At 69.8% G+C, this 15,667-nt stretch carries 16 protein-coding genes; 12 read left to right on the forward strand and 4 right to left on the reverse strand.

What is annotated here, in order from left to right; translation table 11 throughout:
- The first annotated feature begins 82 nt into the window (after positions 1-82).
- Both AB8M46_RS36890 and AB8M46_RS36895 read left to right on the forward strand, forming a co-directional pair.
- Entirely contained in the window at positions 83-649 is a 567-nt protein-coding gene (locus AB8M46_RS36890; RefSeq protein ID WP_037346711.1) for a TetR/AcrR family transcriptional regulator, read from the forward strand.
- A 40-nt stretch (positions 650-689) separates the two neighbouring features.
- Positions 690-1,592 (forward strand): phosphotransferase family protein, encoded by a 903-nt coding sequence (locus AB8M46_RS36895; protein WP_394363179.1) that lies wholly within the window; start codon positions 690-692, stop codon positions 1,590-1,592.
- On the opposite strand, the gene AB8M46_RS36900 is transcribed toward AB8M46_RS36895, so the two are convergent.
- Both AB8M46_RS36900 and AB8M46_RS36905 read right to left on the reverse strand, forming a co-directional pair.
- The gene (locus AB8M46_RS36900; RefSeq protein WP_394363180.1) at positions 1,573-2,775 is read right to left on the reverse strand and encodes a cytochrome P450; all 1,203 of its coding nucleotides are present in this window, start codon (positions 2,773-2,775) and stop codon (positions 1,573-1,575) included. The two genes, AB8M46_RS36895 and AB8M46_RS36900, sit on opposite strands and share 20 nt — an antisense overlap.
- A gap of 45 nt (positions 2,776-2,820) precedes the next feature.
- On the reverse strand, positions 2,821-3,372 hold the full coding sequence (locus tag AB8M46_RS36905) for a TetR/AcrR family transcriptional regulator (RefSeq protein WP_394363181.1): 552 nt from the start codon (positions 3,370-3,372) through the stop codon (positions 2,821-2,823).
- Between the two features lie 52 nt (positions 3,373-3,424).
- Between AB8M46_RS36905 and AB8M46_RS36910 the strand changes: the two genes are divergently transcribed.
- The gene (locus AB8M46_RS36910) at positions 3,425-3,973 is read left to right on the forward strand and encodes a hypothetical protein (protein ID WP_394363182.1); all 549 of its coding nucleotides are present in this window, start codon (positions 3,425-3,427) and stop codon (positions 3,971-3,973) included.
- Here AB8M46_RS36910 and AB8M46_RS36915 read toward each other — a convergent pair.
- Complete coding sequence (locus AB8M46_RS36915) at positions 3,953-6,718, reverse strand: FAD-binding and (Fe-S)-binding domain-containing protein (protein ID WP_394363286.1); 2,766 nt, start codon at positions 6,716-6,718, stop codon at positions 3,953-3,955. The two genes, AB8M46_RS36910 and AB8M46_RS36915, sit on opposite strands and share 21 nt — an antisense overlap.
- Before the next feature lie 95 nt (positions 6,719-6,813).
- Between AB8M46_RS36915 and AB8M46_RS36920 the strand changes: the two genes are divergently transcribed.
- From AB8M46_RS36920 to AB8M46_RS36950, 7 genes are all read left to right on the forward strand, one after another.
- Positions 6,814-7,992 carry a GAF domain-containing protein gene (locus tag AB8M46_RS36920; protein ID WP_125735475.1) on the forward strand — a complete coding sequence of 393 codons (1,179 nt, stop codon included), beginning with the start codon at positions 6,814-6,816 and terminating at the stop codon, positions 7,990-7,992.
- Positions 7,977-8,603, forward strand: coding sequence for a response regulator transcription factor (locus AB8M46_RS36925; protein ID WP_037346695.1), 627 nt, complete (start codon positions 7,977-7,979; stop codon positions 8,601-8,603). Before AB8M46_RS36920 ends, AB8M46_RS36925 begins: the two co-directional genes overlap by 16 nt.
- A 179-nt stretch (positions 8,604-8,782) precedes the next feature.
- Positions 8,783-9,592 (forward strand): ABC transporter ATP-binding protein, encoded by an 810-nt coding sequence (locus tag AB8M46_RS36930; RefSeq protein ID WP_043848629.1) that lies wholly within the window; start codon positions 8,783-8,785, stop codon positions 9,590-9,592.
- Entirely contained in the window at positions 9,589-10,365 is a 777-nt protein-coding gene (locus tag AB8M46_RS36935; protein WP_394363183.1) for an ABC transporter ATP-binding protein, read from the forward strand. The genes AB8M46_RS36930 and AB8M46_RS36935 overlap by 4 nt, the downstream gene beginning before the upstream one ends.
- Entirely contained in the window at positions 10,362-11,240 is an 879-nt protein-coding gene (locus AB8M46_RS36940) for a branched-chain amino acid ABC transporter permease (protein WP_038517770.1), read from the forward strand. The genes AB8M46_RS36935 and AB8M46_RS36940 overlap by 4 nt, the downstream gene beginning before the upstream one ends.
- Entirely contained in the window at positions 11,233-12,390 is a 1,158-nt protein-coding gene (locus AB8M46_RS36945) for a branched-chain amino acid ABC transporter permease (protein WP_394363184.1), read from the forward strand. The genes AB8M46_RS36940 and AB8M46_RS36945 overlap by 8 nt, the downstream gene beginning before the upstream one ends.
- The gene (locus AB8M46_RS36950; RefSeq protein WP_037346690.1) at positions 12,387-13,637 is read left to right on the forward strand and encodes an ABC transporter substrate-binding protein; all 1,251 of its coding nucleotides are present in this window, start codon (positions 12,387-12,389) and stop codon (positions 13,635-13,637) included. The genes AB8M46_RS36945 and AB8M46_RS36950 overlap by 4 nt, the downstream gene beginning before the upstream one ends.
- Here AB8M46_RS36950 and AB8M46_RS36955 read toward each other — a convergent pair.
- Entirely contained in the window at positions 13,579-14,637 is a 1,059-nt protein-coding gene (locus AB8M46_RS36955) for a Glu/Leu/Phe/Val dehydrogenase dimerization domain-containing protein (protein WP_394363185.1), read from the reverse strand. The genes AB8M46_RS36950 and AB8M46_RS36955 overlap by 59 nt on opposite strands.
- 112 nt (positions 14,638-14,749) lie before the next feature.
- Here AB8M46_RS36955 and AB8M46_RS36960 point away from each other — a divergent pair, with 112 nt between their 5' ends.
- The gene (locus AB8M46_RS36960) at positions 14,750-15,229 is read left to right on the forward strand and encodes an Lrp/AsnC family transcriptional regulator (protein ID WP_016332097.1); all 480 of its coding nucleotides are present in this window, start codon (positions 14,750-14,752) and stop codon (positions 15,227-15,229) included.
- A 132-nt stretch (positions 15,230-15,361) separates the two neighbouring features.
- Positions 15,362-15,631: a hypothetical protein gene (locus tag AB8M46_RS36965; protein WP_037346685.1), complete on the forward strand. Its 270-nt coding sequence runs from the start codon at positions 15,362-15,364 to the stop codon at positions 15,629-15,631.
- Positions 15,632-15,667 lie beyond the last annotated feature (36 nt).

Raw genomic sequence — 15,667 nt, forward strand, 5'->3', positions numbered from 1 at the left:
GTAAGCAACTGCTTACAACGCTAACCATGATCACGCTGAGCGTCAATGCGCCTACCGTGCGACGCCCGGCTAGCCTTTGCCGATGACGGAAGAACCGCAGGTCCGCAAGCGCGACGCGGCCGCGACCAGGGCGGCCCTGCTCGACGCGGCGGCGGCTCTCTTCGCCGAGCGCGGCTTCGACCGGACGACCGTGCGCGACATCGCGAAACTCGCCGGAGTCAACCAAGCCCTGTTGTTCCGCTACTTCGGGTCGAAGGACGCGCTGTTCGAGGAGGTCCTGGCGCGCGGCGGACGCGAGCAGATCGCCACCACCCCACCGGACGAACTGCTCGGGACGGCGTTGCGCAGCATGCTGGAATCCGACACCGGCCGCGACCGCACCCTCGACGCGTACCTGCGCTCGACCGGGCACGACAGCGCCGCGGCCGCGGTCCGGCGGCAGCTCGGCGAGGAGTACGCGAAGGTGCTCGCCACGTTGAGCGACGCCGACGACGCCGAACTGCGGGCCGACCTCGTCCTCGCCTGGCTGCTCGGGATCGGCCTGGTCCGCGACATCACCGGCAAGGAACCGCTGGCCAGCGCGGATCCCGACGACGTCTGCCGTCTGGTGCTCGGCGCGGCGAGGACCCTGCTGGAACGCAGCGGGTAATTGCGTCGCCGTCCCCGACGCGCTGTTCTACGGTCGGGCCGTGACCACGTTCCCGCCCGCCGGCACCGAAGCCGAGTTCGACGCGCTGACCAGGCAAGACCTGCTCCCCGCCGTGAGGTCGCTCGGCTTCGGCGAAGCCGTCCCGTTCACCGAGGGCTCCCTGCCGGTCTATGCGGTCGGCGATGATCTGGTCCTCAAGCTGTTCCCGCCGGTGCATCTCGGCGAACTCCCCACCGAGCGGACGATGCTCGAAGTCCTGCACGGGAAGTTGCCGATCCCGACCCCGGCCGTGCACGAAGCCGGAGAGCGGGACGGCTGGGGCTACGTGCTCATGGAACGCCTGCGCGGCGAAACACTGAAGGACGCCTGGCCGAAACTGTCCACAGAGGACAAACACCGGATCGCGCCCGAACTCGGTGAGGCGCTGGCCGCCCTGCATTCACTGCGCGACCCGCGCCTCGACGTCCTCGGCCCGCCGGACTGGGCCGCGTTCGTCGCCGGACAACGCGCGAAGGTCGTCGAGCATCACCGGCGGACCGGGCTCGACGAAAGCTGGATCGCGCAGATCCCGGCGTTCCTCGATTCCGTCGAGCTGAGCAGCCCGCCGGCCGTCCCACTCCACACCGAATTCATGCGTGACCACCTCATGGTCACCCACGACGGCGGCCGTCCGAGGCTGACCGGGCTCTTCGATTTCGAACCGGCCATGCGGGGCGCGGCCGAGTACGACTTCGTCGCCGTGGGCCTGTTCGTTTCCGGCGGGGACAAGGATTTCCTGCGGCGGCTGCTCACCGGATACGGCGCCGAGCCGGACGAAGGCTTCTCCCGGCGTTGCCTGGCGTACGCGCTTTTGCACGTCTACAGCAACTTCACCTGGTACCTCAGTGTTCTCCCCGGACCGGAAGAACCGACGCTGGAAAGCCTCAGCCGCGCTTGGTGGTAGCCCAGGTCACGGGCACCGCCTCCGGGCCGCGGATCGAAAGCGGCGGACGCCAGGTGATGGCCGAGGCGGGAACCGCGAGATCCAGTCCCGGGAGCCCGTCGAGCAGGGTCCGGAACGCGATCTCCCCTTCGAGGCGGGCCAGTGCCGCCCCGAGGCAGAAGTGGAGGCCGTGCCCGAAGCCGAGTTGCGGTGCGTTCCGCCGCCGGATGTCGAACCGGGACGCGCCCGGAAAGGCGGCTTCGTCGCGGTTCGCCGCGCCGGTGTGCGCCAGCACCGCCTCACCGCGCCGGACCGGGCCGGCGCTCAGCTCGACGTCTTCCAGCGCGACCCGGAGCAGCGACGCGTCGGCCGGTCCGTCGAACCGCATGATCTCCTCGACGGCCCCCTCCGTCAGGCTCGGATCGGAACGCAGCGCGGCGAGCTGATCCGGATGTCCTGTCAGCAGCACGATCCCGGTCGCGATCAGGCTGACCGTGGTCTCGTGCCCGGCGAGCAGGAGCTGGGTGGCGAGATCGATCAGCTCGGCCTCGGTGAGCCGGTCGCCGTCCTCGTCGCTTGCGTGCACGAGGACGCTCAGCAGGTCGTTCCCCGGCGTCTCCCGTTTGACGGCGACGAGCGCCGCCATGTCCTCCGCCCCGTCACGCCGGGCCTGCGCCACTTCCGCCGGGCCGTACGCCATCGGCGTGACGATCACGCGCGACCATTGGCGGAACCGTTCCCTGCCTTCGTAAGGGACGCCGAGGATCTCGCACATGACCGCGGTGGGCAGCGGGAAGGCGAACGTCTCCACGAGATCCACCGGCGGGCCGTGCTCGGCCATCGCCCGCAGGAGCGTGTCGGCGATCTGCTGGATCCGCGGCCGGAGCCCGGCGATCCGGCGGACGGTGAAGGCCTGCGCCGTGAGCTTCCGCAGGCGCGTGTGATCCGGCGGATCCATGTTGAGGATGCTGTGCTCGCCGGTGGAGAAGTCACCGGGTTCGATGAGACACGGCGCGCCCGGTGCGAGCAGGTTCCGGGAGAACCGCGTGTCCGAGAAGATCAGGCGGACGTCTTCGTACCGGGTCACCAGCCAGCCTTCGCAGCCGCTGGGGAAGACGACCCGGGACATCGGCGGGTATTCGGCGTAGATCGCGCCCATCGGGGTCGCGGGGTCGTCCTTCGCCGCGGGATAGGTGGCTGTCATGGAGCATGATGATGAGCGGCGCGGCGCGCGGCCGGAAGGCCCTTCTCACCGGGTGATAATCCCGCGCAGGAACTCCAGATAGGCCGGGCGTTCCTTGGCGGACAGCAGTGCGCCGCCGCTCGCCCGCTGCGCCTGGATCAACCCGACGAACGCCGTGTACGCCAGCAAAGCGCGATGGCGGGCTTCGGTTTCCGGGCAGTCCATCTCGCGGAAACACCGGACGATGAACTCGACGCGCCGCGCGGTGACGTCGGCGAGCAGCGGGCCGATCACGGGGTCGTCCGCGTGGGCGAGCAGGGCCAGCTCGGCCCGCTCGTCCTTCGCGCCGAAGACGAGCTCGAAGAGTTCACGCAGCCTTCGGGCCGGATCCGCGATCCCGTCCAGCAACGTGATGAGCGCCTCGGTGTGCTGCTCGGCCCACCGGCGCACGGCGGCCTCGACCAGCGCGTCCCGGTTCGCGAAATGCCAGTAGAAACTGCCTTTCGTCGTCCCGAGTTTCGCCGCGATGGGCTCGACGGCGATCGCGCCGACGCCGCCTTCGCACAACGCTTCGAGCGCCGCGTCCGCCCAATCCTCCCGCGCGAGCTTCCGTTTCACGCGGCATACGCTACCGTATGGGAAACCATACGGCACCGTACGGGAGGCGGACATGCCCTTCGGATCACCCGCGAACTGGGGCGCGACCACGGAAGAACGCCGCCGCGCGCAGCCGGCGGACACCCTGCTCGACGGCCCGGTCGCGCGTTTCGACCGCGCGGTCACCGTGCGGGCGCCCGCCGCGCTCGCCTACCGCTGGCTCTGTCAGATCTCGGTCGCGCCCTACAGCTACGACCTGCTCGACAACCGGGGACGCCGCAGCCCCGGCACCCTCACCCCCGGCGCCGACGAACTCGCTCCCGGCGACACGCTGATCGTGTTCGAACTGACCGAGGTCGACCGCGGGCACAGCCTCACCGGGCGGACCTTCGCCCAGTCCGAAAAGCTGTTCGGCCCGGTGGCCGCCACGTATTCGGTCGAGCCGATCGACGAGACGTCCTGCCGCATGCTGTGCCGCATCGTCGTGACGTCCGCGGGGTTCGGCGGGCGCCTCAAGGAGTTCTTGCTCGGCTGGGGCGACCTGGTCATGATGCGGAAACAGCTGCTGACGTTGAAGAAGTACGCCGAGCGCGACGCGCGGCTAGGGCAGCGCGCGCCTTAACAGCTCGGCCAGATGCAAAGCCCGCCGCCCGTCGAGCTGCTCGATCTGTGTCCGGCAGCTGAAGCCGTCCGCGACCACTTCGGTGCCCTCGGCCGCGGCGCGGATCGCGGGCAACATGCGGTCTTCGGCGCAGGCGACGGAAACGTCGTAGTGCCCGCGCTCGAAACCGAAGTTGCCCGCCAATCCACAGCAGCCGGAATCCATTGTGGAATTGTGGATACCCGCGGCGCGCATGGCGGCCTCGTCGGCGTCGAAGCCGAGCACTGCGTGCTGGTGGCAGTGCACCTGACTGAGCGCCTCGACGTCCAGCGAGCGGAACTCGAGCGGCGAATCCTCGACGAGTTCGGCGAAGGTCCTGGTCCGTTCGGCGAGCAGGTCCGCCACCGGGTCGCCGGGGAGAAGAGCCGGGAGGTCGCCGCGGAAGAGGGCCGTGCAACTCGGCTCCAGCCCGGCCACCAGATACCCCGCCCGCAGGTACGGTTCGAGCACGGAAAGCGTGCGGCGCAACACGTTCTTCGCGACATCGAGCTGTCCGGTCGACACCCAGGTGAGACCGCAGCAGACGCCGCGATCGGGCAGGACGACGTCGTAGCCCGCGGCGGTGAGCACCTCCGTCGCGGCGTCGAGGACGTCCGGCGTGAGGTAGTTGTTGAAGGAGTCGGGCCACAGCACCACGGGCCGGGCACCGGTCGCCCAGCGTTTGAGATCCGGCCGTCGCCGGGTGAACGGCGCCGTCGCGAAGGTCGGCAGATCCCGTTCCGGCGCGATCCCGCCGAACTTCTTCAGCAGTCCGGAGAACCGGCGCGACAGCGTGTTCGCCAGCCGGGGCGCGAGTGACGCCGCACGCAGCCACACCGGCAGCCAGCCCATCGAATAATGCGACGCCGGGCGGATCCGTCCTTTATGGTGCTGGTGCAGGAATTCCGCCTTGTACGTCGCCATGTCGACGTCGACCGGGCAATCGGACAGGCAGCCCTTGCACGACAGGCAGAGATCCAGCGCCTCGGCGACCTCCTCGGAGCGCCAGCCGTCGGTGATCAGCTCGCCGTTCACCATCTCGGCGAGCAGATGCGCGCGGCCCCGCGTCGAATGCTTCTCCTCGCGTGTGGCGCGGTAACTAGGGCACATGACGCCCGCACCGGTGGTGTTGCGGCATTTCCCGACACCGACGCAACGCCGCATCGCCTGCCCGAAACTGCCCCGGTCCTCCGGGTACGCGAGCGCGGTGACGTCTTCGAGCTCCAGCGGTGCGCGACGGACGCGGAGATCGGCGTCGACCGGCCGGGGATTCACCAGGATGCCGGGGTTCATCATGCCCGCCGGATCGAAGATCCCCTTGAACCGCGCGAAAAGCGCGAGCATCTCGGGACTGTACATCCGGGACAGCAGTTCCGAACGTGCCTGGCCGTCACCGTGCTCCCCCGACAGCGAGCCGCCGTGCGCGGCGACCAGATCCGCCGCCTCTTCGAGAAACGACCGGAATCCGGCGATCCCTCGCGGTGAAAGCAGATCGAAGTCCAGCCGCAGATGCAGGCAGCCCTCGCCGTAGTGGCCGTAGACGACGCTCTTGCGCCCGTGCTCGCGCATGAGCTGCTTGAACTCCCGAAGGTAGGCGCCCAGCCGCTCGGGCGGCACGGCCGCGTCCTCCCAGCCGGGCCATGCCTCCTCTCCCCCGGCCAGCCGGGTCGCGAGACCGGCGCCCTCCTCCCGGATCCGCCACAGCCGCTTCTGCGCGGCCGCGTCGTCCAGCAGCGTGGATCCGGTCAGCGCGCCGCGGAGCCCGTCGATCAGCCCGCGGGCCTGGTCCGGGTCGGCCATTTCGACGAACAGCCAGGCGCCACCGGGCGGCAGACCGTCGGCGCGACCGGGCTCCAGCAGCGCGACCAGATCCGCGTCGACGCCTTCGACGGTCAGCGGCGACCACGGCAGGATCGCCGGGACGGCGTCGGCCGCGGCGATGTCGGATTCGAAGCCGAGTACCGCGAGCACCTTGCGTTCCGGCACTTCGGCGAGCGAGACCAGCGCCTCCAGCACGGTGACGCAGGTGCCCTCGCTGCCGACCAGTGCCTTGGCGACGTCGAAACCGTTCTCCGGCAACAGGTGTTCCAGCCCGTATCCGGAGACCCTCCTGCTGAAGGAGGACAGTTCGGTGCGCAGCAACGCCAGGTTGTCCCGGACCAGCGCGCGCAGTTCGGAGAAGACCCGTCCTTCGGCGCCGGGCTTGGCCGCACGAGCGTCCACTTCGGACGGTGAGGTCGGCCCGGCGGTCAACCGCGTGCCGTCGTGGAGCAGCACGTCCAGCTCCCGGACGACGTCGACCGTGCGGCCCCAGGCCACCGAATGCGAACCGCAGGCGTTGTTGCCGATCATCCCGCCGATCGTGCAGCGCGAATGCGTCGACGGGTCGGGGCCGAACCGGAGCCCGTGCGGCGCGGCGTGCCGCTGGAGGTCGTCGAGGACGGTTCCCGGGGCGACCCTCGCCGTGCGCGCCGCCGGGTCGAGGTCGAGGACCCCGCCGAGATGACGCGAAGTGTCGATCACGACGCCCGGCCCGCACGAGTTGCCCGCGACGCTGGTGCCGCCACCGCGCGCGATCACCGGCAGCCCGGCCCGGCGGCAGGCGGCGACGGCCTCGATCACCTCGTCGACGCTCCGCGGCAGCACCACGCCCTTCGGCACGTGCCGGTAGTTGGAGGCATCGGTCGTGTACAGCGCCAGTGTCGCGGCGTCGGCCAGGATCTCCACGAGGTCCATTCAAGACAACCGCGGCCGGAAACGCATCGGTGAACCTCTCCGGACGGGTGTGTCGGAAACCACGTCCGATATGCGATCGTGAGCGCGTGACGGCGAGACGGCACGCCGCTGAAGAGCTCGCCGCCGAGCACAGCGCGGTGCTCGGCGGACTTCTTCGCGAGCGCGAAGAGCTGCTCGCGACCCTCGACCGGGTCGCGGCCCTCAACGGCACCGCGCGGCTGATCCGCGAGTCGATCGGCACGCATTCCGGCTTCGTCGCCGAGCTGGCCGGACCCGAACAGGCGGTGATCCGCTGGATGTCGGGCACCCGCACCGACGCCCTGCAGGATCTCGCCGTGCCGATCGGCCAGGGCATCGGCGGGCGGGTGCTCGCGCTGGGCAGGCCCGTGCGGGTCAACGACTACGTGAGCTCACCGAGTATCACCCACCAGTTCGACGCGCAGGTCCGCGGCGAGGGGCTCGCCGCGATGATCGCCGTCCCGATCGTCAGCGGGACCGAGACCGTCGCCATCGCGTACGCCGCCATGCGCGAGCGCCGGGACTTCGGCGACGACGCGGTCCAGTCCCTCGAGGACATCGCCACCGAGGCGGGCCGGGCGCTGAAACTGGCGTCGGTCGCCGAGGCCGACCGCGAGACCGCGCTGTCCGCCGAGCGGCTCCGGATGCAGAGCGCGCTGCACGATTCGGTCGGCGCGCTGCTGTTCTCCATCGGCGTCCAGGTACGGAACCTGCACGAGGACATCAGCGACAACCCGGCGCTCGAATCGCGGCTGCGGCGGCTGGAAGGCGACGTGTCGGCCGCGTCGAGGGCGCTGCGCGAGTCGCTGCTCGCGCTGTCGGAGTCGAGCCCGGAACGCGCGCTGCCGGTGGAACTGGCCGAGCACTGCCGTTCGTTCCAGGCGCGCTGCGGTGTCCCGGCGCGGTTCGTGCAGCTCGCGCCGGTGCCGCGGCTGGACGCCGAACGCACCGGCGTCCTGGTCGCGGCCGTCCGGGAGGGCCTGCTCAACGTGGAGAAACACGCCGAAGCGCTGTCCGTCGTGGTGAGTCTCCTGCCCAGTGAGGACGGTGTGCAGGTGGTCGTCGCCGACGACGGCACCGGACGCCGCGCCGAAGACGCCGACGAGCCCGGACCCGGCACCGGGATGGGGCTGCGCGCGCTGGCCGAACGCGCCGCGCGGGTCGGCGGCCGGGTCAGCCTGGTCCGCGACGAAGACGACGGTTGCACGCTGCGCGCCTGGGTGCCGGAACCGTGCCGTCGCCGGTGACGGTCCTCGTCGTGGACGACCATCCGGTGGTCCGCGACGGGGTGAGCCTGCTGTTGCGCTACGACCCGGCGATGACCGTGGTCGGCTCGGCCGAGACCGGCCGGTCCGCGATCCGGCGGGCGGGTGAGCTGAAACCGGCGTTGATCCTGCTGGACCTGCGGCTGCCGGACATGCTCGCGCCCGAGGTCATCGCCGAACTCCGGCGCGTGCACCCGGCCGGGCGGATCGTGGTGTTCACCGCGCACGGCGACCATCAGGGCGTGCGGGCCGCGCTGGACTCCGGGGCGCACGGCTGCCTGCTCAAGGACGTCGCCGGGACGGATCTGGTGGCGGCGTTGCGGCAGGTGCTCAAGGGTGAGCGCGTCGTCGATCCGCGGATCTTCCCCGACGACGGCCAGCGGTCCGACGCGCTGGCCCGCAGCGGCCTGACGCGGCGCGAGTACGAGGTCCTGCGGCTCGCCGCGCAGGGCCAGACGAATCCGGAGATCGCGGAATCGACCGGGCTGGCGCGGAACACCGTCAAGACCTATCTGCAGTCCGCGCTGCACAAACTCGGCGCCCGGAACCGCGTCGAGGCCATCGGCAAGGCCTCCGAAGCCGGCCTCCTCTGACGCGTTTCGTCCTCTGAATGCGGTAGTTGCACGCGCAAGTACCGCATTCAGAGGACGAATTGCGTCGTGTCCGTTTTGTGTCCGGGTGGGTCTCCAGGTGGGGGTAACGCGGCGGAGGGTGCCCACGCAGGATGACCGCCACCGATCGTGACTCGCGTCACACGAACGGAGGAGGCGGCTTGCTCAGTGTTCGTGATCTCCAGGTGCGGTACGGCCGGTCGGTGGCCGCGCTGCACGGGGTCGACCTCGACGTTTCACCTGATGGCGTGCTGGCCGTGCTCGGCAGCAACGGGGCCGGGAAGTCGACGCTGCTGCGCACCGTCTCCGGCACGCTGCGGATGCACCGCGGCTCGGTTTCCGCCGGCGAGGTGCGCTACGACGGCAAACCACTGACCAAACTGGACCCCGCCCGCATCGTCGGTCTCGGCGTGGTCGGCGTCCCCGAAGGCCGCCAGGTCTTCGCGCGGATGACGGTCGAGGAGAACCTGCGCGCCGGCGGGATCGGCGCCCGCTCCCCCGAGCAACGCGCCGCCGCCCGCAAACGCGTCGACGAGCTCTTCCCGGTCCTGTCCGAACGCGCCAAACAGCGCGCCGGCCTGCTTTCCGGCGGCGAGCAGCAGATGCTCGCGATCGGCCGTGCGCTGATGTCCGGCCCGCGGCTTCTGCTGCTCGACGAACCTTCGCTCGGTCTCGCGCCGAAGATCGTCGAGCGGATCGGCGACATCATCCGCGAGATCCACGAACAGGGCACCGCCGTGGTCCTGGTCGAGCAGAACGCCGTGATGGCGTTGCGCGTCGCCGACCACGCGATCGTCCTGGAGGTCGGCCGGGTCGCGCTGGCCGGGACGACGGCCGAGCTCGCGGCGAGCGAGGAGGTCCAGCGCCTCTACCTGGGCGGTCACGCCGAATCGCAGGCCACCGCCGAAGCCGAAGCCGCCGACGCCCGCAAGCACCTCGCGGGCCGGAGCCTGTCGAGGTGGGCCGGATGACGCCGCCCGAATTGCACGTCGAGAACGTGACCCTGCGCTTCGGCGGGATCCGGGCGCTGGACGACGTCTCGTTCACCGTCGGCTCCGGTTCGCTGCACGCGCTCATCGGCCCGAACGGCGCCGGGAAGTCCAGCTGTTTCAACGTGATCAGCGGCCTCTACCGGGCGAACACGGGCAGCGTCCGGCTCGGCGACACCGTCCTTTCCGGACTCGCGCCGCATCGGCTCGCCCGGCTCGGGGTCGGCCGGTCGTTCCAGAACGCCGCCCTCTCCCCCGGCTCGACCGTGCTCGACAACGTCATGCTCGGGCGTCACGCGCTGACCAAGGGCGGTTTCCTCGCTTGCGGCCTCCGTCTGCCGTGGACGGTCCGGGCCGAGCGCCGCCATGCCGAACGGGTTCGGGAGATCTGCGACTTCCTCGGCATCGGCGCGCTGGTGGACCTCCCGGTCGGCGCGCTGCCCTACGGCGCGGTGAAACGCGTCGACCTCGCCCGCGCGCTCGCCGTCGAACCGGTCCTGCTGCTGCTCGACGAACCCGCGGCGGGCATGAACGCGACCGAGACCGCCGAGCTGGCCGGGACGATCCGCGACGTCCGCGACGAACTCGGCATCTCGATCCTGCTGGTGGAACACGACATGGGGCTGGTGATGGGCATCGCCGACCGGGTCACCGTCCTGGACTTCGGCAAGCGCATCGCCGACGGCACACCGGCCGAGGTCCAGTCGGATCCGGACGTGATCAGGGCATATCTCGGCACGGAGGCCACGGCGTGAACACATTCCTGCAACTCGTGGTGAACGGACTCGGCAAGGGCGCGGTGTTCGCGTTGCTGGCGCTGGGTTTCGTGATCATCTTCAAGGCCACCGAGGTGGTCAATTTCGCGCACGGCTCGCTCGTGCTCTTCGGCGGCTACCTGGTCGTCGTGACCCGCGAAGCGCTCGGTTGGGTGGGTGCCTCACTGGTCGGCATCGTTTCGGCTGGTCTGCTCGCCCTTCTGCTGGAACGGTTCCTGCTGTCCCGCTCCAGGCACGCGGACGCGAACAGCCTGGCGTTGCTGACCATCGGCGTCGACGTGATCATCACCGAGGAGATCGTGCGGCGGCTCGGCGTCACGTTGCCGTTCCTCGGCGACGCCTGGGACGCGAAACCGTTCCAGCTCGGCGGGATCACGCTGTTCCGCACGCATCTGGTGGCGCTGCTCGTCGCCGCCGTGCTGATCACCGCGTTCACGCTGGCGTTCAAGTATTCGAACTGGGGCGTCGCGATGCGGGCGCAGGCCGAGAACCGCGAGGCCGCCGCGCTGATGGGCATCCGCAGTTCCCGGGTGACCGCGACCGCCTGGGTGGTCGCGGGCGTCCTCGCCGGGGTCGCGGTGCTCTTCATCGCCACACAGGACTTCTCCGGCGCGGGGCTGTCCCGCGGCACGCACTCCATCGCGCTCGCCGCGTTCCCCGCGGCCATCCTCGGCGGGCTGGACTCGACGGCGGGCGCGGTGGTGGGCGGCCTCGTCGTCGGGCTGGTCGAGGCGCTTTCCGCGCAGTACGTGTCGTTCGACTTCTCCAAGAGCGCGGTCTTCCTGGTGATGCTCGTGGTCCTGGTGGTGCGGCCGTCGGGGTTGTTCGGGACGAGGGAGAGCACCCGTGTCTGACACCGCCGTGAAAACCCCCGCCGCCGCCCCGACGGCACCGCCCCCGAAACGCGATCGGGGACGCCTGCTCAGGGCATTGGTCTGGGTCGCGCTGCTGGTGGTCCTGCTCGCGATCCCGTTGTATCTCGACGCCGCCTGGCTGAAGGCCGGGCAGTACATGATGATCGGCGGCGTCGGCGCGATCGGGCTGACACTGCTGGTCGGGCAGGCCGGGCAGTTGTCGCTGGCGCACGCGTTCTTCCTGCTGGCGGGCGCGACCGGGTACACCGTCCTTTCCGGACCGTCCGACGACGAGCGCGTGATCGGGCTCGGGCTCGATCCCGGGCTGTCGCTGATCGGCGCGGTGGTCGTCGCCGCGCTGCTGGGGCTGGCGTTCGCGCCGGTCTCCGGACGGTTGCGCGGGATCTACCTCGGTGTCGCGTCGCTTTCGCTGGTGTTCCTCGGGCTCTACTTCGGACAGTCGGCCGAGACGCTGACCGGCGGGACGTCGACCGGGCGCACCCCGGAACCGTTCTCGCTGTTCGGCTTCCCGTTCACCAACGGCGGCCCCGAGATCGAGCTGCTGGGCGTGCCGATCCGGCAGGCGGAACGGCTCTGGTACCTGTTCCTGCTGCTGACCGTGCTCGCGTTCGTCGTCGCCAAGGCGGCGGTGCGCAGCCGGGTCGGCCGGTCGTGGCGGGCGGTGCGCGACAACGAGGCCGCCGCGTCCGTGATGGGCGTCAGCGTCACGCGGGCCAAGGCGGGCGCGTTCGCGGTCTCCTCGGCGTACGCGGGGCTCGCGGGCGCGATGACCGTGCTGTGGTTCGACATCCTCAAACCCGACGAGAGCGAATTCGGCACGTACGGCATCAACATCTCCATCGCCTTCCTGGCCATGGTGATCATCGGGGGACTCGGCTCGGTGCCCGGCGCGCTGGTGGGCGCGCTGATCGTCAACGGGCTGCCGCAGGTGCTTTCGCTGTATTCCGCCGATCTCGGCTGGTTCTCCGGAACCGGGGACGGCGCCTTGACCCCGATCCTGGTCAGTTCGTTCGTCTACGGCGCCGCGATCATCCTCGTGGTGCTCTTCGAACCGGGCGGACTCGCCGCGATCGGACGACGGATCACACCCGCCAAGAAACCTCATCTCCCGGAGGAGCAAGACAAATGAAGCGCATCTATCCGGCCGTCGCGCTGGCGGCGGTCCTCGCCCTTTCGGCGTGCAGCACGAAAGCGGGCGACTCGGGGTCCTCGGGGGCGGACGGTTCGGGCGTCAAGACCGACAAAGGGGCGACGGCCTCGGAGATCACCCTCGGCGTGATGACCGACAAGACCGGGGTGTTCAAGAACCTCGGGCTCGGTATCACGCAGGGGAACGAATTGTGGGCCAAGGACTTCAACGCCGCGGGCGGGGTGTGCGGCCGTCAGGTCAAACTCGAGACCGTCGACCACGGCTACAAGGCGGACACGGCGAAGACGCTGTATCCGCAGATCGAACCGAAGGTCCTCGGCTTCGTGCAGCTGCTCGGCTCGCCGGTGGTGGCCGCGCTGAAGCAGAACATCGCCTCGGACAAGACCGTCGCCGCGCCCGCGTCGTGGTCTTCGGAACTGCTCGACAACCAGTACGTGATGATCGTCGGGACGACGTACGACCTGGAGATCATCGACGGGCTGTCGTACTTCCAGGAAAAGGGCCTGGTGAAGGACGGCGACACGATCGGGCACGTCTACATCGACGGCGAGTACGGCAAGAACGGCCTGCGCGGCTCGCAGTTCTACGCCAAGAAGCACAATCTGACGGTCAAGGAGGTCAAGATCACCTCCACGGACAACGACCTCACCAACATCATCACCGGGCTCAAAGGCGACGGGGTGAAGTCCATCGTTCTCACCACCACTCCGGCACAGACCGGTTCCGCCCTCGCGGCGAACAAGGCGCTCGGACTGAACGTGCCGGTGCTCGGGAACAACCCGACCTTCGACCCCGTGCTGCTGAAGAGCCCCGCGGCGAACGCGCTGGACAAACTGACGATCGTCGCCAGCAGCGTCCCGTTCTCCGCCGACATCCCCAAGGCCAAGGAAGTCGCCACGAAGTACAAGGCGGCGTACAAGGAGACCCCGAACGGCGGGATCCCCTACGGCTACGCGGTCGGCGAGGTGTGGGGCGCGGTGCTCAAGAAGGCCTGCGAGAACAAGGACCTCACCCGTGACGGCGTCGCGGCGGCGCTGAAGCAGACGACGTCGGCGAGCACGGAGGATCTCGTGGCGGCGCTGGACTTCTCGAAGCCGGGCACCCCGGCGACACGTCAGGTGTACGCGGCGACACCGGACGCGTCGGCCGAGGGCGGCGTCCGCTACGTCAAGCCGCTGTTCGAGGCTCCCGAGGCGAAGGAGTACGTGGCCCCGCACCAGAAGTGAGTCTCGCTTCGGCGAGCGCGTCCGCTTCGGCCAACGGCGTGGTGCCGTTGGCCGAAGCGGCGTCGAGGATCCCTTGCGTGGTCTTCTCCAGTGCCTCGACGCGGGCGAGCGCCTCGGCGTGCGTGAGGTTCTCCTTCTCCCGGCCGAGGGTGTAGACGACTCCCCCGGCGCTCGCGACGAAATCCGGGATCCACAGGACTCCCCGGGCGGCGAGGTCGCCGGCCACTGTGTCGTCGGTGAGCTGGTTGTTGGCCGGGCCGACGACGAGCGGCGCGGCGACCTCGGTTCCGGGGCCGAAGACCCCGCCAACGGCCGCGGGGATCAGGACGTCGGCTTCGACGCCGAGCACCTTCTCCGGCTGGACCAGGGCCAGGCCTTGTTCGCGGGCCGCGGCGAGGCGTCGTTCGTCCACATCGGACACGACGACCTCGGCGCCCTGCTCGACCAGGTTCGCGGCGAGGTGGGCACCGACCGAGCCGTAGCCGCTGAGGACCACCTTGCGGCCGTTCATCCCGTCGTCACCGAAGACCGCCCGCGCCCCCGCTCGCAGCGCGGCGAGCACGCCGACGGCGGTCGGCCCGCTCGAAGAACCGGTGCCGCCGTGCTCCTCGGGCAGGCAGAAGACGTGCGGGGTCCGCTCGCGCAGCACGAGCATGTCGTCCGGGCCGGTCCCGACGTCGGGTCCGGCGAGATACGCACCGTCGAGTGACGCGATGAGGTCCGCGTGGTCGAGCAGGATCTCGCGCCGCTGTTCGGCGGACGGCACGCCGTCGAGCGCGACGACACTCTTCCCACCGCCGAAGTCCAGCCCCGCGACCGCGCATTTGCGGGTCATCGCCGCGGACAACCGCAGGACGTCGTCGATCGCGTCGTGGACGCGCGGATAGACCTTGAACCGGCAGCCCCCGACGGCCGGGCCGAGCGTGCTGGAATGCACGGCCACCATCGTCGTCACCCCGGACCGGCGCCCCCGCCGGACGACCAGCTCCTGTACGGACATCTGACTCCCCTACTTCGCATTTAGTCGACTGAATGCGCCGAAGTTAGGGTGATGCGCAGGGTTACGGAGTCCTTGCCGAACGATATTCGGCAAGGCTGGTGAAGGAGTGAGCGTGGACGAACTTGATTCGGCGATCATCCGGGAACTCCAGGCGGATGCGCGGCAGTCGAACCGCGACATCGCCCGCAAGGTCGGCGTCGCACCGTCGACCTGCCTGGAACGGACGCGGCTGCTGCGGGAGCGCGGCGTCATCCGCGGGTATCACGCGGACATCGACCTGCGCAGCCTCAACCGCGGCGTGCAGGCGATGGTCTCGGCGCAGGTGCGGCCGCTGAGCCGGGAGGTGATCGATTCCTTCCAGCGTTCGGTCGCGGAATTGCCGGAGGTCCTCTCCGTTTTCGTCACCGCCGGCAGCGACGATTTCCTGATCCACGTCGCCGCCCAGGACGTCGATCAGCTCCACGCATTCCTGGTGGATCGTTTGGCGAAGCGCAAAGAGATCATCGGCTTCCGGAGTTCGATCATTTTCCGGCATCTGCGCAAGACCGAGCTGGAACCCCTTCCGCGCCGAATACCGGGTGACACCCCCTAGGTCTTCACCCCGGAATACCCGACACACCACCCCTAAGTACGCCCGAAATCCGAGACTTCGCATCGTAGGAGACGGAAACTGTCGGGGGTATGGGTTTCACTGTTCACAGCGGAAACGGAAAGGAGGCGCGCCATGGACGTTCGGACAGGCCTGAACCATCGTGAGCGGGCCACCCTGAGAGCCGTGGCCGAGGGCCACGCCGAGATCAGCTGCAGCTGCGAGCCGGACCTGTTCGTCGACGGTCTCGCCTGCTGCGACCAGCACACCGCGCATCGCCTCGCCCACCTCGGCCTGGTGATGCCCGCCCGGGGCGGCCGCTGGGGCGAGCGGGTTCCCGCCCTGCTCACCGAAGCCGGAGCGGTGGCACTGGAAGGCGCGTTCCCGCCGCTGGCCGCCGCTTAAAAACGTTTGCGGGTGCGCGCGGGGAGCGCCACGATC

The organism is Amycolatopsis sp. SB7-3, from assembly GCF_041021335.1.
GTDB classification, from domain to species: domain Bacteria; phylum Actinomycetota; class Actinomycetes; order Mycobacteriales; family Pseudonocardiaceae; genus Amycolatopsis; species Amycolatopsis japonica.

What these genes read in the sequence shown, in the direction of transcription:
- AB8M46_RS36890 (WP_037346711.1), top strand. Translation starts at nt 83, where the DNA reads ATGACGGAAGAACCGCAGGTCCGCAAGCGCGACGCGGCCGCGACCAGG.
- AB8M46_RS36900 (WP_394363180.1), bottom strand. Translation starts at nt 2,775, where the DNA reads ATGACAGCCACCTATCCCGCGGCGAAGGACGACCCCGCGACCCCGATG.
- AB8M46_RS36910 (WP_394363182.1), top strand. Translation starts at nt 3,425, where the DNA reads ATGCCCTTCGGATCACCCGCGAACTGGGGCGCGACCACGGAAGAACGC.
- AB8M46_RS36935 (WP_394363183.1), top strand. Translation starts at nt 9,589, where the DNA reads ATGACGCCGCCCGAATTGCACGTCGAGAACGTGACCCTGCGCTTCGGC.
- AB8M46_RS36950 (WP_037346690.1), top strand. Translation starts at nt 12,387, where the DNA reads ATGAAGCGCATCTATCCGGCCGTCGCGCTGGCGGCGGTCCTCGCCCTT.
- AB8M46_RS36955 (WP_394363185.1), bottom strand. Translation starts at nt 14,637, where the DNA reads ATGTCCGTACAGGAGCTGGTCGTCCGGCGGGGGCGCCGGTCCGGGGTG.
- AB8M46_RS36965 (WP_037346685.1), top strand. Translation starts at nt 15,362, where the DNA reads ATGGACGTTCGGACAGGCCTGAACCATCGTGAGCGGGCCACCCTGAGA.